The organism is Ancylomarina subtilis (assembly GCF_004217115.1).
Classification (GTDB): domain Bacteria; phylum Bacteroidota; class Bacteroidia; order Bacteroidales; family Marinifilaceae; genus Ancylomarina; species Ancylomarina subtilis.
On the sequence record NZ_SHKN01000001.1, the window covers coordinates 1309426 to 1327549 of the forward strand.

Here is an 18124-nt window from a genome sequence, read left to right on the forward strand (position 1 = left end):
TTTTTTGATATGAACAGAAAAGAACATGAACAGCCTCTGGTAACTGAAAAATGGGGTTGGAAATATCACCATCTGGGAATTCCAACAAGCAAGATGATGCCTGATGAACGCTATTTACCTCAATTTAAATTTTACGTCTCTGGTTTTCCCGAAAGCCCATTTGGTATAGAATGGATGCGATTCGAAGATGACAGCCCCATGCATGAACTAATCAAAACCGTCCCCCATTTGGCTTTTGAAGTTGAGGATCTGGATCAGGAACTTGAAAAGCATGCGTTTGAAATACTGGCCCCTCCTAACTCACCCATGGATCAAGTTAGAGTAGCCATGATCAAACACAAGGGAGCTCCCATAGAACTCATTGAATTTAAACAGAAAAAATCCTGACTCGCATGAATCAGGATTTTATATGTTGTATATAATCGATGCTTATCGAATTGTCTTAAAAGCCTCACTGACAGACTGAGATAGATTATCGAAAATAGTTTCCTCAGTACCAACACCATTTACAACCTGATGTTTATTCTGCTTAGAATAGTATTCACTTACCTTAGAACTGCGTTTTTCATATTGTTCCAATCGGTGAATAATAATATCAGTATCCGCATCATAAGCTCTACGACTAAAGGTTTTACCTCGAGCAGCCAAACGTTTAATCGACTCCAGAGTTGATACTTCAAGTTCAAGAGCTGTCGTAATGGTTGATTGCATACGTCTCAACAAGCCATCAAGAATATAGGCTTGAACAATGGTACGAGGGAATCCCTTAAAAATAAAACCATTAGCATCAGAATGTATTTTAATCTGACGCTCGATCAACTTAATGGCAATCTCATCCGGAACGATATCTCCTTTTTCGATATATTCCTTAGCACTCATCCCCATTTCAGTTCCCTTCTTAATCTCCTGACGCATTAAATGACCTGTTGAAATATAAACCAGATTAAATTTCTTAGCCAACATGCGTCCTTGGGTTCCTTTACCTGAACCCGGAGGGCCTAAAAGAACCATATTCATCCATGAACGTTCAAGAGTCTGATCGACAACAGCCTTTAAACGTCCAAAAATCTCATCAATATCTCCCATTCCATCAATAGGATGATAGATATCCTTCTCCTTATAAAACTCAGCAACGGGCGATGTCTTAGTCTCGTACTCCTTCAGTCGAACATCAATCACCTCTTCTGTATCATCCGAGCGATTTTCGGTTTCGGCACGTTTAAGAAGACGATTTTTTAAATTATCGTGAGGAACTTCCAAACTCAACATACAGTCAAGCTTTGTATTCAACTTAAGCAATAGACCTTCAAGAATATAGGCCTGAACTGTTGTTCGTGGAAAACCATCGAATAGAAATCCTTTAACATCTGTATTTGCCGTAATTCTCTCTTCAATAATCTGAACGATAATTTCATCAGGGACCAATCCCCCTTTTTTAATGATATCCTTAGCCTGAAGTCCAAGTTCAGTGCCTTCTGCAATTTCTGCTCTTAAAATATCACCAGTAGAGATGTAAGCCAAGTTGTATTTTTCAACCAGCATTTTTGATTGAGTTCCCTTACCAGCTCCTGGAGGGCCGAATAATGCTATATTTAACATGCGTAGATATTAATGAGTGTTTGTAGTATTAATGAAATCAAAATTAGAAAAAAAAGAGAAGCCTACATATAATTTCTTGATTTTATATGAAACAGAACAGCTCCATTTAATGTCTCATTCTCAAACAAATCAGATTAAGCAGATTCAAAACAGTGAAGTTTCAAGCTTACCTAAACAAATATCGAGGTGAAAAATTCCTCTTAAAGAGTTTCAAACCATACCTGAAAAACCAGGACAAAAGATGCAATAAACCAATCAGGAAAAAAATGGGATAAATGGGATTCGTCCAAAACGTATGATTAATAACGGAAAAATAAGAGTAGGCAATGACCAATATTAACCCACCCAATAATTCAAACCTCCATACCAAAACGAGAGCAAACATCATCAACATGTGTGAATAAAAGAGTTTCAGCAAATGCGGACTCATCTTGTTGGGATCATCAATACCAAACTCAATAGCAAACCATGCAAAAAAGAGGAAAAGAAAAATCCCTAAAAGACGTGCTAACCAACGAAAAATTACGGTGAGGAGTTTCTGCATTATTCTTAGTTTAGAGACTGGTTGTGATCTTTCCCAAATATAGATGAATAATTAAAAAATTGAAAATATCTGATCTGCATATTATTAATAATAATTAAATAAGTCAAATAAACGGACAATATAAATCTGAGTTAAAGCATTGAATCTTAATTATTGTTGACTTTCTGCTTTTTTCGCCTTATCTTTTTTATAGAATTATAAATAAACAGCAGCAAACTATTATTTGAAATCTAAAAATAGGGCCTTATGAAAGCAAATTACATCTGTCCACACTGTCGAAGCTTTTTAAATGTTGGCGATAAAATCATTATTGCTGCAAAAAACAGTAAAAAAGAAAAAGGAATTCTTCTTTTTAGTATGGAACTGGGCGACTATACCGTCTTAAAACACCCCTCGTTTAATATCGAAATTGGTGAAAAAGTAAACATGTACTGCCCGTCCTGTAGCGCAAACCTAAAGAAACATAAGGTTCATAATAATCTCTTTGGTATTATCATGCAGGATGAAGAAGATAACGAAATGCAAATCCTGTTTTCGGGAACCTATGGTGAAAAGTGCACCTATCGTATCACAAATAAGGATGTTGAATCTTTTGGCAAAGATGCCGGTAAATATCTCGACTTAGACAATCTCATCTCAATGAGTTAAGCATAAAAAAAAACGAGTTCTCATGAACTCGTTTTTTATTCTCAATATTTTAATACAGGCAAGCTCAGCTTGTAACGAATACAAAACAATCGGAATACGATAATGCAGATAACCGTCACAAAAAGATTGACTGTAGGATCTACATGCAAATATTTTAAAATCAAGAATAACAATCCCCCCACAATACAGGCCACTGCATAAATTTCTTTGCGGAAGATTAATGGAATATCATTACATAAAGTATCACGAATAACCCCACCCATTACAGCTGAAAACAAGCCCATAATGATTGCCAGTACAGGATGAATAGATAAAGAAATGGCTTTCTCTATGCCAATAATTGTAAACACCCCTATTCCAATCGTATCGAAGAGAAAGAGGGTACGCTTCAACTGCATAATCATATTCTTAAACAGAAATGTTGCTATCACTCCAAGAGTAATCACCAGTAAATAATTCAAATCAGAAATCCATGCCACGGGAAAGTTGCCCAAAATAAGGTCACGCAACGTTCCACCGCCTATTGCCGTTATAAATCCGGTAAAGAAAGCGCCGAACAAATCGAGTTTCTTATTGGCAGCCGAAAGTGTTCCGGAAATTGCAAAAACAAAAGTTCCGATTAAATCGAGGGCGTAAATTACAGACATAACGATCGTTAAGGATTAAATGATTTAAAAATGAGCCTCCCAATTGAATCGGGAGGCTCCTTATATGCGTCTTTTTAAGAGTTGATTATCGAATCAGTTCGAAAATCGTTTTATTTTTCTTCTTGTGCATCAACGACTGCAATTGCAGTCATATTAATCAATTCGCGAACGGTACAACCCATTGGTACCACGTGAAAAGGCTTGGCTGTTCCCAGAATAATGGGTCCGATATTTTCGGAATCACCAAGATCCTGCATCAACTTGTAAGCAATGTTTCCAGAACTTAAGTTAGGGAAAATAAGTGTATTCACATCTTTTCCTTTAAGCTTGTTGAATGGGAAATTCGCATCACGAAGATTCTTATCCATTGCAAAGTTCAGTAACATCTCGCCATCAACAGCTAATTCCGGATGATTTGTATGAAGCGACTCAATTGCTTTATGCACACGTTTAGGACTTCCCTTTTTCACAGCGCCAAAGTTCGAATAGGAAAGCATGGCCATCACAGGCTCCTGATTGAATTTCTTAACCGCACGTGCAGTAATCAATGTGGTATCAATCAATGATTCTGATGTTGGTTCTGAATTTACGGTGGTATCTGCAAAGAAAAGAGGTCCTTTCTTAGTCATTACAATGTTCATTCCCACCAGCGTCTTCATTCCCTTTTCTTTACCAATTACTTTTTCAGCAATATTCAAAGTTTCGAAATAACGGGTTGCGTAACCCGAGATAAAGGCATCGGCCTCACCCACTTCAACCATGGTAGCTGCAAAATAATTGCGATCGAACATCTTCTCAACAGCCTCTTTGTGCACAAGACCTTTACGTCCAAGTTTCGCACAAAGCACATCCGCATAACGCGTTCTTCTTGCGCGCTCAGCTTCTGAACGGATATCGATAATCTCCGCACCTTCAAGGTCAAGATCATTTTCTTCAACCAACCGCTGAATGTTTTCGTTATTACCCAACAAAATAGGTTTCGCGATCCCTTCGTGAAGTGCAATTTGAGCTGCTTTAAGAATATTAAAGTTGTTTGCTTCAGGGAATACAACACGCTTCGGTGCTTTCTTCGCTTTGTTAAAGATGGTACGCAATAACTCATTCTCGGTACCCAATCTCATTTTCAATTCTTCAGCATAAGCATCCCAATCCATATCGGTTTTTCGGGCAACGCCTGAATCAACAGCAGCTTTAGCTACAGCTACGGCTACACGAGAAACCAAACGAGGATCCATAGCCTTAGGAATAATGTAGTGCTTACCAAAGGTGATATTCGCCTCATCATATGCTGCATGCACCGACTCCGGAACAGGTTCTTTGGCCAACTCAGCGATAGCATGAACCGAAGCAATTTTCATTTCTTCGTTGATCGCAGTCGCTCTAACATCCAGTGCTCCACGAAAAATATAAGGGAATCCCAATACATTATTAATCTGATTCGGATAATCTGAACGACCGGTAGCAACGACAATATCATCGCGAACTTCCATAGCCTCATCATAATCGATCTCAGGATCCGGATTGGCTAAGGCGAAAACAACTGGATTTGGAGCCATAGATGCAACCATCTCTTTTGACATCGCACCGCCAACTGAAAGACCTAAAAACACATCGCATCCAACCACAGCCTCGGCTAAAGTATTTAAATCTCTATTGGTAATGAATTGCTTTTTCTGCTCATTTAAATCTGTACGCTTCGCGTTGATCACCCCACGGCTATCACACATCACGACATTTTCAGGTTTTACTCCCAAAGAAATATAAAGTTTTGTACAAGATACGGCAGCTGCGCCGGCCCCATTTACAACGACTTTTACATCTTCAATCTTCTTATTCCCCAGCTCAAGAGCATTTAATAAACCTGCAGCTGAGATAATAGCCGTTCCGTGCTGATCATCGTGCATCACCGGAATATCCAGTTCCGCTTTCAGTCTCTCCTCAATTTCAAAACACTCTGGCGCTTTGATATCTTCGAGATTGATCCCCCCAAAAGTTGGGGCAATCGCTTTTACTGTTTCAATGAACTTATCAACATCCGTCGCGTCCACCTCAATATCGAATACATCGATATCAGAAAATATTTTAAAGAGAAGGCCTTTCCCTTCCATAACAGGCTTCCCTGCCAATGCGCCTATGTCTCCAAGGCCCAAAACTGCTGTACCGTTTGAAATTACGGCAACTAAATTTCCTTTACCTGTATAACGATAAGCGTCTTCAGGATTTTTTTCAATTTCAAGACAAGGTTCTGCTACTCCCGGGCTGTATGCCAATGATAGATCACGTTGAGTCCTGTAGGGTTTCGTAGGGATCACCTCAATTTTCCCGGGGCGTCCTTCTGAATGATAATTTAATGCGTCAGTTGACTTTTGTTTAGACATAACTGTATGGTTGTTGTTTTTGCTCAAAATATGAGCTGTTTTAAGTTTGGAAATTATCCTTAAAAGAATCTTAGTATTCAGTAAACGACCACTTTATGTCTAAAGATAATCTATAAAACTAAGCCTTTCAAAGATTTTGCAAATCTACGTATAAATCAGGAAAGAAAGTTTCCCTTTTTAGAATGATTTCACTAACTTGAGAACTCCGTGTTTTCGCTGATCTCATTATCACAGTTATAAGTGTCAAGTATTAAATTTCTCGATATAGGCATAAAGATTATTGATTAATATAATTTGGCTGTTAGATTCACTCAATATACATTTGTAATCGTAAACAATAACAGAATAATAAATCTTAAAATCTAAATACAATGCAATCATTAATCGGAAAAAAAGCCCCTGCATTTACGGCTAACGCAGTATTAAACGGAAATCAAATTACTGAAGGTTTCTCATTGGAACAATTTGTAGGAAAAAAAGAAGTTGTTTTCTTTTTCTACCCACTTGACTTTACGTTTGTTTGTCCAACAGAGCTGATTGCTTTCCAGGATAAACTTGAAGAATTTGAAAAGCGTAATGTTGCCGTTGTAGGTTGTTCAGTTGATTCTGAATTTTCTCACTTCGCATGGTTAAACACCGAAAGAAACAAAGGTGGAATTAAAGGTGTGACTTACCCATTGGTAGCTGACCTTTCGAAAACTATTGCTGAAAACTTTGGTGTTTTAGCTTCAGACTACGATTACGATGAGGAAGGCAATGCGATTTCAACGGGTGCTCCTGTTGCTTACCGTGGACTTTTCCTAATTGACAAAAACGGTGTGGTTCGTCATTCAGTTATCAACGATCTTCCATTGGGAAGAAGTGTAGATGAAGCCATTCGTATGGTTGACGCGTTACAGCATTTCGAAGAGTTTGGTGAGGTATGTCCTGCTAACTGGAACAAAGGCGAAAAAGCGATGGAAGCTACTCAAGAAAGCGTATCGGAATATTTAAGCAAATAAAAAATTCCATTAATTTTACGACGAAACTGACGATCTTATGTATCGTCACATTATAAAACTTAATCAAAAAAATAATTCTTAGAGATACGCTTTATGCGATACTTTAATGATCAGACAGAATTTTCTCAGGATCAATAGGGCGTATCTCTAAGTCTCAAAAAGAAACAAAATTATGAAAATTAACAGATATCAGGATATTACAACAATCGAAGGAGAAGCTAAAAAAGATTATATCGATCGTCACTCAGCATTTCTACACTGTGAGGATTCAGCCAAAGCGGGTGAGAAATTTACAGTAAAGGTAAAAGTTGGTGATGCTTATCCACATCCTGATGATTTCGATCATTATATTGCCTGGGTACAGCTTTGGGATGGCGAAAACATGTTGGCTCAAGCTAACTTCACTGCTGGTGCACTAGGTAGCACACCAAATCAAGCTGAAGTAGATTTCTATATCGTTCCTAGTAAGAAAATGAAATTGACTGCTGCAGCTTTCTGTACAAAGCACGGTCTTTGGCATTCAGATGAAAAAATTGTTGAAGTAGAAAAAGTGGCTGTTGAGGCTTAATCTACGAATTCAGAATATAAAATTAGCCCAGCTGTTCTAAACGGTTGGGCTATTTTTAGATAAAGTCTAAAGGTCTTAAAGGTCAAAATAAAAAAATGAATCTTATTTACGAAGGTATTTCATTAAATTACTAATGCTTCCAGATAAAAAGCAACATCTGTTTCGCAGATTTTCTGCTTCGATAACAGTAATATATTTGAGATCTTCTGCTAAATAAAGCATACTCCTAACTTCACCGCATGAAGCTTTTGCAATGTCCAAGAAACGTTTAAATTGAGCATCTGAGTTTCGTTCAAAACCTTCCGCAATATTATTCATTATAGATATAGAGGCGCGTTGAATTTGATCTTTAAAACCATAGTCCTTATTGGTACTCATAAATTCATATACCAAACTGACTAAAAGACGTGACTCTTGCCAGACTTTTAAATCCTCAAACTTTTCAATTTTTGCCATCTCATCAATATTAGACTATTTGACTTTTCTGACCTTTTCAACTTTTAGACCGGATCTACTTATACATATCCTCATAATACTTCTGATACGCTCCTGAAGTGACATTCTCCAACCATTCACTATTTTCAAGGTACCATTTCACGGTCTTTTCAATGCCTTCTTCAAATTGGAGTGAAGGCTCCCAGCCTAATTCTTCTTTCAGCTTGGTTGAATCAATCGCATAACGCAAATCGTGTCCTGCACGATCGGTCACATAAGTGATGAGCTTTTCAGAAGTGCCCTCTTCTCTGCCCAACAATCGATCAACCGTTTTGATCATCACCTTAATCAGATCGATATTTTTCCATTCGTTAAAGCCGCCAATATTATAGGTCTCCCCTATTTTTCCTTTGTGAAAAATGACATCAATGGCACGAGCATGATCTTCGACATATAACCAATCGCGCACATTCTCTCCTTTACCATAAACCGGAAGTGGCTTATTGTTGCAAATGTTGTTAATAAACAATGGAATTAATTTTTCAGGAAACTGATACGAACCATAGTTATTCGAACAGTTAGAGATAACGGTTGGCAAACCAAAGGTATCCTGAAACGATCGTACAAAATGATCAGAAGATGCTTTCGATGCTGAATAGGGCGAGTGCGGATCGTAAGCTGTTTCTTCTGAGAAAAAACCATCCTCACCTAAAGAACCGTAAACCTCATCTGTGGAAACATGGTAGAACAATTTATCACCAAAATGCCCGTCCCAGGCAAACTTTGCCGCTTGCAAAAGGCTTAAGGTGCCCATCACATTGGTTTGAGCAAATGAAAAGGGATCTTTAATCGAACGATCAACATGTGATTCAGCGGCCAAATGAATGACCCCATCAATCTGATAATCCAGAAAAACCTTCTGTACCTTTTCAAAATCGCAAATATCACACTTCACGAATTCATAATTCGCTTTGTCTTCAATATCCTTTAAGTTGGCCAAATTCCCGGCATAGGTCAGCACATCCATATTGATGATCCGATAGTCGGGATATTTATTGACTAACAAACGAACAAGGTGTGATCCAATAAAACCAGCACCACCAGTTATCAAGATATTTCTCATTGTATTTTTTTTATGAACCACAGATGACACAAATTTTCGCAGATTAAATTATAAATCGTTTATATTGCAGACTCACAGATCCAAAATTAATAAGATACCCCACTTTCTTTCCACTTGCTTTTAAATAATTCATCAACTGGGCAACGTGAATATCTTCAATTGATTTTACAGCTTTTAACTCGAGAATAATATCATTATAACATATAAAATCAGAATAATACTTTTTATCTAAAACGACTCCCTTATAATGAATATCTATTGGAGTCTCCATCTCATATGGAACAAAATTACGAATAAATTCCAGTTCCAAAGCCTCCTGATAAACTGATTCAAGAAAACCACATCCCAAATTTGAATGTACATCCATGCAACATCCAATAATCTTATAACATTCATCTTTAAACAAATAATTACTATCAACCATATGATGCAATTTAAATATTAAAAATCTGTGTGAATCTGAGTAATCTGTGGTTTAAGTATTTTCAATTACTGACAGGCAAGCTTTAAGCGAATTCCGCCAATATGGAATTTCAATTCCAAAATCGGCTTTAATTTTTTCCTTATTCAGCACAGAATAGGCTGGCCGTCTGGCTGCTGTTGGGTAATCTTTTGATTCGATGGGTTTAAGTTGACAGTCGATTTTTGCCAAGTCCATTATAGCTTGAGCAAAGTCGTACCAGGAAGCAGTGCCCTCGTTGGAATAATGATACAATTTCCCTTTCCTATCAATACGCCCTGACTGACTCATCATATTCAAACAGACCTGAGCCAGATCTCTCGCATAAGTCGGTGTGCCAATTTGATCGTAAACAACCGATAAACTCTCTCGCTCCTTTCCCAATTTCATCATGGTCTTCACAAAATTGTTTCCAAAGGACGAATACATCCAGGATGTTCGGATTATAATCGAGTTCGAAGGGGAATACATGATCTCCATTTCACCCGCGCGTTTGGTCTTGCCATAGGCACTTAATGGACAAACCGGCATTCTTTCGGTATACGGACGATTAGCCGTTCCATCAAAAACATAATCCGTTGAAATATGGATCAGCTTCAGCTGATACCTTTGAGCGACAGCCGCTAAATGCCCCACAGCCTTGGCATTAACCAAACCTGCTTTCCCCGCATCCTGCTCAGCTTTATCCACCTCCGTATAGCCTGCACAATTGATGATGCCCGTAAAGCCTGCATCTTTCACAAATTCATTCAACTGAACCTGATTACAAATATCCAAATCCGAAGAGTTGGTGTACACAAACTCCAGATCAGGATAGTTTGAGCGGAGTGCTTTTATTTCAGAACCGAGTTGGCCTGTAGAGCCGGTAACGAGTATTTTATTTGATGACATAGTTTCGACGAATTAAAAATATAGAACGCTTATATTCGAGAGCTATTGCCTAAAGTATATTAAAGTTTAAAGCTATTCAAGTATAAAGTTAAAAGGATAAAGTTATTCAAGGATAAAGGTTAAAGTGAAACAAGTGTAAAGTATGCTTCGACAAGCTCAGCAACCAAAGGATAAGCTGATTATCTCGATTTTGAGCATTTAGAATAAATAGAGCCCAGAATTTTCATTAATTCTTTGGATTCTGATTCTAAATTAATCCAATTCGTATTCTCTTCGGAAATTTCAATAATTATTCTTATCCAATAATTGATTTCACGTATTTCTTTCAACGAAATTCCAATTTTATTCGAAAAATCAGCTTTAGAAACAGCAACTTGAGCTTCTTCATAATTAGCACCTACAGATGTTGCAGACTTTAGTATCCGATAAGAAATCACATTATATTCACGAGAAGTGGGTAATACCCTAACTTCTTTGATAATATCAACTGAAAATTCGAAGAACCTTTTTTGCAAATCGTTTTCCATCTCGATCATATTACTTTAACCTTTATACTTTCCTTAATTTATCCTTTAGAACGGATTTTCGATTTCAACAAGAGGCTTCAGTTCTTTGTCTTTGCCAGACAATTGAATAGCTGCTTCATTCATTCCCCAATCAATTGCGATTTCCTTATCATTCCATGCGATGCCGGAGTCGTAATCGGGGGCATAATACTCATCCACTTTATAAGCAATGGTAGCTGTTTCGCTCAAAACCAGGAAGCCATGTGCGAAGCCTTTGGGAACAAAAACCTGTTTCTTATTCTCTCCACTCAAGACGACCGATAGATACTGTTTATAGGTCGGGGAATCCTGACGGAGATCCACAGCCACGTCTAAAACCTCTCCTTCGATACAGCGTAGAAGTTTCGATTGGGTATAGGGTGGCTTCTGAAAGTGTAAGCCCCTCAATACTCCTTTTGATGATTTGGACTCATTGTCCTGTATAAAGTTGATCTGCCCAATATGTTCTTCGAATACCTTCTGATTAAAAGATTCAAAAAAGTAGCCCCTATCATCCCCAAAGATCTTGGGTTCAATAATAACGACATCGGGTATATTTGTTTTTATAAATTGCATAGTTTTTATTTTTCTACCACAGATGACTCAGATTAACACAGATTAACTTCATCAAGCTCGCAAGTTTGGTTATCAAAGATTAAAGTATAAAACGTTTATATTCTAAACTCGTTGATCCGAAATTAATTAGATAACCCACTTTCTTACCAGTCGCCTTTAAATAATTCATCAACTGTGCTGAGTGTATTTCTTCCAAAGACTTTACAGCTTTCAATTCTAGAACAATTTCGTCATAACAGACAAAATCTGAGTAATATTTTTTATCTAATACAATCCCCTTATAATAAATATCTATCTGAGATTCTCTCTCATATGCAATAGAATGACGAATAAATTCAAGCTCTAATGCTTCCTGATAAACAGCTTCTAAAAAACCACAGCCCAAGTTAGAATGAACATCCATGCAACAACCAATAATTTTATAACACTCACTCTTAAATAAAAAATTACTATCAGCCATCTGATCCAAATATTAAAATGAAAAATCTGTGCGAATCTGTGTAATCTGTGGTTAGAATTAGGAGTTAGAAAATAATCGCTTATTTCTCTTTAATTAACTTCAGTAGGTATTCGCCGTAGCCACTCTTGCTTAAGGGTTCTGCCAATTTTTCCAGTTGTTCTGCTGTGATGTAGCCCATCTTGTAGGCAATCTCTTCCAAACAGGCTATTTTGAGGCCTTGTCGTGTTTCAACGGTTTCGATGAACTGACTGGCATCCAATAAGGATTTATGTGTGCCCGTATCCAACCAGGCATAACCACGCCCCATCAATTCCACTTTTAGTTTGCCTTTGTCCAGATAGTGCTGATTCACCGAGGTGATCTCCAACTCGCCACGTTCAGAAGGTTTCATCCCCTTAGCAACCTGAATCACATCATTGGTATAAAAGTACAAACCAATCACCGCATAGTTGGATAAGGGATTCTCAGGCTTTTCAATAATCGAAGTCACATTCCCCTCAGCATCAAAACCTGCAACGCCATATCGCTCGGGATCATTCACATAGTATCCAAAAACGGTTGAATCGCCTTTTTGTTCCACATTTTGTCTCGCCTGGCTCAGTAGCTGGGTAAAGCCCTGACCGTAAAAGATGTTATCGCCCAAAACCATACAAACCGAATCCTCCCCAATAAAATCTTCCCCAATAATAAAAGCCTGTGCCAAACCATCCGGACTGGGCTGCTCCTTATAGGACAGTTGCAATCCCAAGTCTTCTCCTGTTCCCAGTAGTTTAATGAAATTAGGCAAATCTTCAGGGGTAGATATAATTAGTATCTCCTGAATACCTGCCAGCATTAAAACCGAAAGTGGGTAATAGATCATGGGTTTATCGTAAATGGGCAGAAGCTGTTTCGACACCCCTTTGGTAATGGGATACAAACGGGTTCCTGATCCACCTGCTAGTATGATTCCTTTCATGCTTAGAGTATTAGATGATAACTGTAATTTTCTTTTTTATACTAATCGATACAAGCTATCTAATAATTTTTTATGTATCAACAAATATACTCTAATAAGCTTAAAGGAGAAAGGAAACAAGAATAAAGGGCAAAGGAAAGAAAGGTTAAAGGAGAAAGGAAACAAGGTTAAAGGTTAAAGTAAAAACCTCCTTCGCCAATAAACTGCTACGGCGGACAAAGATGGTTAAATGAAAACCAAGATAAAAGTTGAAAGTCAGCTCTAAAAAGGGCTGGCATTTACTTTTGTTGCCAAAAAATAAAAAAACGTCTTTATTTCTCCTCCTGGTCCCTGAGCGGAGTCGAAGGAAAGGAGGAATACCCGATCGTGATCGGGGGAGATGGTTTTATCAAGAAAATAATTTAAACCACTAACATGTCAACGAGCCTGAGAGGAAATGGACTTGAACGAGCTCATTAACTCGGCTCCCCCCCCTTCAATGGACTTTGTCGAATTCCCTTGGCTCCAGTTCCCTGAAAGGGGAAAGCTTTAGTATGTGAAAATCATCATTCATAATTTTAATTGACTCTTTTTGACCATTTGTCCCTTGAGGTTTTTCTACTTTAAATAAAACATCATAATATTAAAAACAATATTTTTCTTAATAATCGAATTAGATTAACTTGCGGTGCTTTTGTTAATAATAATATAACATTTTGAACGTTGTACATAAAAAATAGATTGACCTGAGCCTTTCTCAAATCAGATTTAAACTTGTTAAAAAAAACACAATATATAGAATATGAAGATTAAAAGTTTATTGATCCTTAACCTGATTGCAATTGCAAGCCTGGTTAATGGACAAAAGAAGGTAAAGTATGAAGTGGGGGCCTCTTCTTCTTTTGGAACAAAAGAGGACGTTCCCTTTTGGTTACAGTCCAACAAAAAAGGTTTGGTACCCAATAAGAGCTACCTGATGGGTGATTTTGCTTTGGGAACAGAGTTTAATCAAGAACCAAAGAAAGCCTTTGATGTAATGTGGAAAGCCAGTGCTGTGGCCTATACAGGACATGAATCTAAGCTTATATTGGATAATCTTTATCTTTCTATGAAATGGAAAATCTTTCAATTCTCATTGGGGCAGAAATCAGATGCTATTGCTTTTGATGGACTCTCCTCCACCAACGGGAATCTACTTTATTCAAACAATGCCAGATCCTACCCCAAATATGAAATCTCAGTGCCGGAATGGACTGATATTCCACTTCTGGAAGGCATTGTCTCTTTTAAAGGCTTATTATCTGATGGGGTTACAACAGATGACCGTTATATTGACCATGCACTCATCCATCATAAAAACCTATTTATTCGCTTGTTCAAAGACAAGAGGTTTAGTATTAGTGGAGGGATTGAGCACTATGCCTTATGGGCTGGAACACATCCTGACTATGGTGACATTTCAAGATCCTTAGATAAATATTACAAGGTGTTTACAGGTACTGGCGATAAAGAAGGGACTTTTGGCAACGATGCTTACCGCTTGGGAAATCATATTGGGTCTTTTCACCTGGATGCTTATTACAATACAAAAAACTTCAACTTGCAAGCCTACTACCGTTCGATATTTGAAGATGGATCAGGCAGAAAATCAGAAAATTTCCCTGATGGCCTATATGGTTTGCATTTTAAAAATAATAAAGAAGGGTATCCATTTATTCAATCCGCTTTAATCGAATTTTATCATACCACTGATCAATCAGGAAGATTTAGAGGTGATTTTAATGGAAAACATTATCGTGGAAATGACAACTACTTTAATCATAGCGAATACCAATCAGGCTGGACTCACTATGGCAGAACCATTGGCTCTCCCTTATTCATCAATGGGAAAAATGACAGTAACGAAACAATTATCAATAATCGGTTCAAAGCTATCCATATAGGTGTTCAAGGTTTTATAGGATCTATCCCATATAAAAGCTACTTCAGCTTTTCCAAGAATTACGGTACAAATAAAGATCCATTTAATCCCGATGATTCGGGATTAAATCAATTTTCAGGACTGATAGAAGTCAATCTTCCAGTACAAAAGATCCCCTTCCAAATTAATTTGGCTTGTGCTGTGGACCAGGGCGAATTGTTGAAAGATAATATGGGTTTCTTTATCAGATTATCTAAGAAAGGAATCTTCAAATAAACCATGTTGGACTGAAGAATATAGAATTTTATGCAGTCGTTGACATAAGGTTAAAGTGAAAAGTATAAAGGATAAAAACCACTCATGATCATTAATCAGCACAAATTTGATTGAATGGCTATAAACATTATTGAGAAATAGAAAGCCTGAAAGCTGTAAAAAATCTTTCAGGTTTCTCTATGTATTCTATAAAAAACACCTCCCGTATGTTATCAATAGCTCCGCCCCCCTTGTGCGGTCCCACCTTCTAGGTATAGGTTCAGAATGGGGTGAATTAGCACGATATAATAAAAGTTTAAACCACTTCTATGTTAACAAGCGCGAGCAAATGAACTTTATTGGACACATAAGCTCGGTTCTAACACCCTTTTAATGGACTTCATTGAGTTCATAAATCAACTCAAGCACCCCTTCAGTGGACTTCGTCGAATTCCGCTTCACTCCATTACCCCTAAAAGAGGAAAGTTTTGTTTTGCAAAAATCGCAACTCGTTATTAAACTTGCTCTTTTTGACTTTTCAGACCTTAAAAAAACACTAATGGACACTAATTAAACCCATTATTTCTCCTCCTGGTTCCTGAGCGGAGTCGAAGGAAAGGAGGAGTACCCGAGTGAGCGAGGGGGAGGTGGTTTTATAAAAAAAAATAGTTTAAACCACTAACATGCTAACGAGCTTGCGAGTAAATGACGCAGATGACACAGATGAAAAAATATTTAACCACTAATGAACACTAATTAGCACTAATTAATAGGAAAAAGCTTAAATAATGTCATTAGTCACTGGTCATTGGCAATCATACCCAAGGCACTTAATACCTGTGATAAAACAATAAATAAACCTGATCAATGGACTGTTTTTCATGATATAAGAAAAAAAAAAGATTTTTTTATTAAGGAAATAATTCTTTAACTTTACTTATGATTTTATAAAGCAAATCAATGTTGTCACACTAAGTTCTTCAACAAACGTTCAGAACTTATTATTTTCCTTAAAATAAGAATTGGATTATCTCAATTCTTTATGAGACGGTCATTTTTTTATTTACACGTCTCCCCCCCCTCTTTGGACTCTGTTCGTATGGTATACGCATACGTTAAATCTCTTACAGCAGATTGACAATAGCATCTAAACAAAAGCAAAAACAAATGAACATATCAGAATGAGACTCCAATTCATTAAATATGAAGTTGAGACAGTGCGATTGGGTCTATGAGTCAGTCCAATTTGAACAGGAGTCAGTGCGATTGGGACTATGAGTCAGTCCGATCTGAACAGGAGACAGTCCGATTGGGTCTATGAGTTAGTGCGATTTGAACAGGAGACAATCCGATTGGGTTTATGAGTTAATGCGATTTGAACAGGAGCCAATCCGATTGGGTTTATGAGTTAGTGCGATTTGAACAGGAGACAGTGCGATTGGGTTTATGAGTTAGTGCGATTTGAACAGGAGCCAATCCGATTGGGTTTATGAGTTAGTGCGATTGGGTCTATGAGTCAATCCAATTTGAACAGGAGTCAGTCCGATTGGGTCTATGAGTCAATCCAATTTGAACAGGAGCCAATCCGATTGGGTTTATGAGTTAGTGCGATTTGAACAGGAGTCAGTGCGATTTGGGAGATCACTATCCTCCTTCGCAGATAAACTGCTACGGCGGATAAAAAAGGTTAAAGGCTACAGCAAAAAGAGATCTCAGTTAGTCACCTTCGCAGGCCCCAAAATATCGGGCGAGCGGATGCGATCTAATAAAAAAAACAAATAGAACAACTTTCATAAACGCTAAAATAAACTGCCTATGAAACACATCTGATTTAAAGACGTTGAAGCTTGCATGCCTGGATGGAAAATATGCCGCCTCATTGATCTGCTTTATAAAAAACATCAAGAGGGTCAGGCAGCAGGCTTTAAATGTCTTTCATACAAACAATCCATTGTATTTAAAACAAATGTCATGGAATGCCTGATGAACACATCTGATACAGAGGCACATTGCTAAATGCTATCGCCTCAGTTATGAAAGATGCTAAGGATAGGTTCCAGATATTACAAAATTATAATGATATGAAAAAGAAATATATGAACATCAGAGAAATGTTAAGACGATTTAGTGATTTCGTAGAACTTTATCAGGTGAAACTCGATGCCATTCCTGTGGTTAAGGAGCTTATTGCTCTCTTTCTGAGTCTAAAGCTCAATTTTGAAAGGGCCTGGGCCATTCGGGAAAAAAATTATAAGGGAACAACGCTCTCGAAAAAGAACAAGAAAGACAAGGTTGCCGAACAGCTGGGCCGTGTGAATCAACTGATTTACAATTATTGCATCAAAGTCAATAATTTGGACGACTTGCCCAACTTTAAAGGCAGTAAAATAACCTATGCGCAATACGGAGATGAACGGCTCAATTCGAGATTGGCGTTAACAATAGACTATTGCGAGGCATTGGGAGAGCAATTGGCGGATACCGGGGTAACTGACGAGATGCTTACAGAACTTAAAAGCTTAACAGAGGCTTATAATACGCTGATTCCTAAACCCAGGGAACTGCAAAGCATATCCAAAATTGCCAATAATGACCTTGGCAATATCTCTTTAGAAATCATCAATATCCTGAGATACCGTTTGGACCGGGTGATGAAGTCGATGTTTGAGCTTGACGATCCCGAACTTTACAAGGCCTATGTAGAAGCCAGAGATATCGAAAAGGTGGGATACAAAAAGATTGCCATTACGGGGCATATTCTGGACAAACAGACCAAACAACCCGTTGCTCAAGCACATATCTTTATTCCTGAAGCGAATATCGATCATACATGTAAAGGTGAAAAAGGGGGCTTCAGGATTCCATCGATGGAACCCGGCACTTTTAATATGAGGGTTGAGGCGGTGACCTATAAGAGTATCAGCATGCAGCTGGTCCATCGCTATGGAGAAACAAACGTACTGGAGATAGAGATGGAAACGGAGGAAAACTGACGTTTTCAAGGATAATGGCCTCCTTCGCTGGTAAAAATGCTACGGCGGATAAAAAGGCTAAAGGAGCTCAAGGTTAAAGTAAAAAAGGCTAAAACCAAAAAATTTTGACCTCTATTAATCAATGGTCGTTTGAATAAAACTTG

The 18124-nt window shown here is 37.8% G+C and carries 18 protein-coding genes; 6 read left to right on the forward strand and 12 right to left on the reverse strand.

Annotation, left to right across the window (positions count from 1 at the left end):
- Positions 1 to 9: 9 nt before the first annotated feature.
- Positions 10 to 387: a hypothetical protein gene (locus EV201_RS05290; RefSeq protein ID WP_130306340.1), complete on the forward strand. Its 378-nt coding sequence runs from the start codon at positions 10 to 12 to the stop codon at positions 385 to 387.
- A 42-nt stretch (positions 388 to 429) separates the two neighbouring features.
- Here EV201_RS05290 and EV201_RS05295 read toward each other — a convergent pair whose 3' ends face one another.
- Together EV201_RS05295 and EV201_RS05300 are read right to left on the reverse strand one after the other, a co-directional pair.
- Positions 430 to 1599 carry an adenylate kinase gene (locus EV201_RS05295; protein WP_130306341.1) on the reverse strand — a complete coding sequence of 390 codons (1170 nt, stop codon included), beginning with the start codon at positions 1597 to 1599 and terminating at the stop codon, positions 430 to 432.
- A 166-nt stretch (positions 1600 to 1765) separates the two neighbouring features.
- Positions 1766 to 2143: a DUF7670 domain-containing protein gene (locus EV201_RS05300; protein WP_130306342.1), complete on the reverse strand. Its 378-nt coding sequence runs from the start codon at positions 2141 to 2143 to the stop codon at positions 1766 to 1768.
- A 246-nt stretch (positions 2144 to 2389) separates the two neighbouring features.
- Here EV201_RS05300 and EV201_RS05305 point away from each other — a divergent pair, with 246 nt between their 5' ends.
- Positions 2390 to 2791 carry a hypothetical protein gene (locus EV201_RS05305; protein ID WP_130306343.1) on the forward strand — a complete coding sequence of 134 codons (402 nt, stop codon included), beginning with the start codon at positions 2390 to 2392 and terminating at the stop codon, positions 2789 to 2791.
- Positions 2792 to 2832: 41 nt separating this feature from the next.
- Here the strand turns inward: EV201_RS05305 and EV201_RS05310 are convergent, their stop codons facing one another.
- Together EV201_RS05310 and EV201_RS16650 are read right to left on the reverse strand one after the other, a co-directional pair.
- Positions 2833 to 3438 (reverse strand): trimeric intracellular cation channel family protein, encoded by a 606-nt coding sequence (locus EV201_RS05310; RefSeq protein ID WP_130306344.1) that lies wholly within the window; start codon positions 3436 to 3438, stop codon positions 2833 to 2835.
- A gap of 110 nt (positions 3439 to 3548) precedes the next feature.
- Positions 3549 to 5816: an NADP-dependent malic enzyme gene (locus EV201_RS16650; protein ID WP_130306345.1), complete on the reverse strand. Its 2268-nt coding sequence runs from the start codon at positions 5814 to 5816 to the stop codon at positions 3549 to 3551.
- Positions 5817 to 6187: 371 nt separating this feature from the next.
- On the opposite strand from EV201_RS16650, the gene EV201_RS05320 reads away from it, so the two are divergent.
- Together EV201_RS05320 and EV201_RS05325 are read left to right on the forward strand one after the other, a co-directional pair.
- Positions 6188 to 6817 carry a peroxiredoxin gene (locus tag EV201_RS05320; protein ID WP_130306346.1) on the forward strand — a complete coding sequence of 210 codons (630 nt, stop codon included), beginning with the start codon at positions 6188 to 6190 and terminating at the stop codon, positions 6815 to 6817.
- Positions 6818 to 6989: 172 nt separating this feature from the next.
- A complete protein-coding gene (locus EV201_RS05325) occupies positions 6990 to 7385 on the forward strand; it encodes a class II SORL domain-containing protein (protein WP_207224393.1) in 396 nt (131 codons plus the stop codon).
- Between the two features lie 102 nt (positions 7386 to 7487).
- Here the strand turns inward: EV201_RS05325 and EV201_RS05330 are convergent, their stop codons facing one another.
- The 8 genes from EV201_RS05330 to rfbA form a co-directional block, all read right to left on the reverse strand.
- Positions 7488 to 7841, reverse strand: a complete 354-nt coding sequence (locus EV201_RS05330) for a four helix bundle protein (RefSeq protein ID WP_130306348.1) — start codon at positions 7839 to 7841, stop codon at positions 7488 to 7490.
- Between the two features lie 55 nt (positions 7842 to 7896).
- Entirely contained in the window at positions 7897 to 8943 is a 1047-nt protein-coding gene (gene rfbB, locus EV201_RS05335) for a dTDP-glucose 4,6-dehydratase (protein ID WP_130306349.1), read from the reverse strand.
- Between the two features lie 43 nt (positions 8944 to 8986).
- Complete coding sequence (locus tag EV201_RS05340; protein ID WP_130306350.1) at positions 8987 to 9367, reverse strand: GxxExxY protein; 381 nt, start codon at positions 9365 to 9367, stop codon at positions 8987 to 8989.
- Between the two features lie 51 nt (positions 9368 to 9418).
- The gene (gene rfbD, locus EV201_RS05345; protein WP_130306351.1) at positions 9419 to 10294 is read right to left on the reverse strand and encodes a dTDP-4-dehydrorhamnose reductase; all 876 of its coding nucleotides are present in this window, start codon (positions 10292 to 10294) and stop codon (positions 9419 to 9421) included.
- A gap of 179 nt (positions 10295 to 10473) precedes the next feature.
- Positions 10474 to 10830 carry a four helix bundle protein gene (locus EV201_RS05350; protein ID WP_207224394.1) on the reverse strand — a complete coding sequence of 119 codons (357 nt, stop codon included), beginning with the start codon at positions 10828 to 10830 and terminating at the stop codon, positions 10474 to 10476.
- 36 nt (positions 10831 to 10866) lie between these two features.
- Positions 10867 to 11415 (reverse strand): dTDP-4-dehydrorhamnose 3,5-epimerase, encoded by a 549-nt coding sequence (gene rfbC, locus EV201_RS05355; RefSeq protein WP_130306352.1) that lies wholly within the window; start codon positions 11413 to 11415, stop codon positions 10867 to 10869.
- Between the two features lie 79 nt (positions 11416 to 11494).
- The gene (locus EV201_RS05360) at positions 11495 to 11875 is read right to left on the reverse strand and encodes a GxxExxY protein (protein WP_130306353.1); all 381 of its coding nucleotides are present in this window, start codon (positions 11873 to 11875) and stop codon (positions 11495 to 11497) included.
- Between the two features lie 79 nt (positions 11876 to 11954).
- Positions 11955 to 12833, reverse strand: a complete 879-nt coding sequence (gene rfbA, locus EV201_RS05365; protein ID WP_130306354.1) for a glucose-1-phosphate thymidylyltransferase RfbA — start codon at positions 12831 to 12833, stop codon at positions 11955 to 11957.
- A gap of 781 nt (positions 12834 to 13614) precedes the next feature.
- On the opposite strand from rfbA, the gene EV201_RS05370 reads away from it, so the two are divergent.
- Together EV201_RS05370 and EV201_RS05375 are read left to right on the forward strand one after the other, a co-directional pair.
- Positions 13615 to 15009 carry a capsule assembly Wzi family protein gene (locus EV201_RS05370; protein ID WP_130306355.1) on the forward strand — a complete coding sequence of 465 codons (1395 nt, stop codon included), beginning with the start codon at positions 13615 to 13617 and terminating at the stop codon, positions 15007 to 15009.
- 2060 nt (positions 15010 to 17069) lie between these two features.
- Entirely contained in the window at positions 17070 to 17981 is a 912-nt protein-coding gene (locus EV201_RS05375; RefSeq protein WP_165389593.1) for a carboxypeptidase-like regulatory domain-containing protein, read from the forward strand.
- Positions 17982 to 18124: the final 143 nt, after the last annotated feature.

Bases quoted from the DNA above. Each gene is read 5' to 3' on its own strand.
- EV201_RS05325 (WP_207224393.1), top strand. From the start codon at position 6,990: ATGAAAATTAACAGATATCAGGATATTACAACAATCGAAGGAGAAGCT.
- EV201_RS05375 (WP_165389593.1), top strand. From the start codon at position 17,070: ATGAAAAAGAAATATATGAACATCAGAGAAATGTTAAGACGATTTAGT.
- EV201_RS05320 (WP_130306346.1), top strand. From the start codon at position 6,188: ATGCAATCATTAATCGGAAAAAAAGCCCCTGCATTTACGGCTAACGCA.
- rfbC (WP_130306352.1), bottom strand. From the start codon at position 11,415: ATGCAATTTATAAAAACAAATATACCCGATGTCGTTATTATTGAACCC.
- EV201_RS16650 (WP_130306345.1), bottom strand. From the start codon at position 5,816: ATGTCTAAACAAAAGTCAACTGACGCATTAAATTATCATTCAGAAGGA.
- EV201_RS05305 (WP_130306343.1), top strand. From the start codon at position 2,390: ATGAAAGCAAATTACATCTGTCCACACTGTCGAAGCTTTTTAAATGTT.
- EV201_RS05370 (WP_130306355.1), top strand. From the start codon at position 13,615: ATGAAGATTAAAAGTTTATTGATCCTTAACCTGATTGCAATTGCAAGC.
- EV201_RS05310 (WP_130306344.1), bottom strand. From the start codon at position 3,438: ATGTCTGTAATTTACGCCCTCGATTTAATCGGAACTTTTGTTTTTGCA.
- EV201_RS05330 (WP_130306348.1), bottom strand. From the start codon at position 7,841: ATGGCAAAAATTGAAAAGTTTGAGGATTTAAAAGTCTGGCAAGAGTCA.
- rfbD (WP_130306351.1), bottom strand. From the start codon at position 10,294: ATGTCATCAAATAAAATACTCGTTACCGGCTCTACAGGCCAACTCGGT.
- EV201_RS05350 (WP_207224394.1), bottom strand. From the start codon at position 10,830: ATGATCGAGATGGAAAACGATTTGCAAAAAAGGTTCTTCGAATTTTCA.
- EV201_RS05300 (WP_130306342.1), bottom strand. From the start codon at position 2,143: ATGCAGAAACTCCTCACCGTAATTTTTCGTTGGTTAGCACGTCTTTTA.
- EV201_RS05360 (WP_130306353.1), bottom strand. From the start codon at position 11,875: ATGGCTGATAGTAATTTTTTATTTAAGAGTGAGTGTTATAAAATTATT.
- rfbB (WP_130306349.1), bottom strand. From the start codon at position 8,943: ATGAGAAATATCTTGATAACTGGTGGTGCTGGTTTTATTGGATCACAC.
- EV201_RS05340 (WP_130306350.1), bottom strand. From the start codon at position 9,367: ATGGTTGATAGTAATTATTTGTTTAAAGATGAATGTTATAAGATTATT.
- EV201_RS05290 (WP_130306340.1), top strand. From the start codon at position 10: ATGAACAGAAAAGAACATGAACAGCCTCTGGTAACTGAAAAATGGGGT.
- rfbA (WP_130306354.1), bottom strand. From the start codon at position 12,833: ATGAAAGGAATCATACTAGCAGGTGGATCAGGAACCCGTTTGTATCCC.
- EV201_RS05295 (WP_130306341.1), bottom strand. From the start codon at position 1,599: ATGTTAAATATAGCATTATTCGGCCCTCCAGGAGCTGGTAAGGGAACT.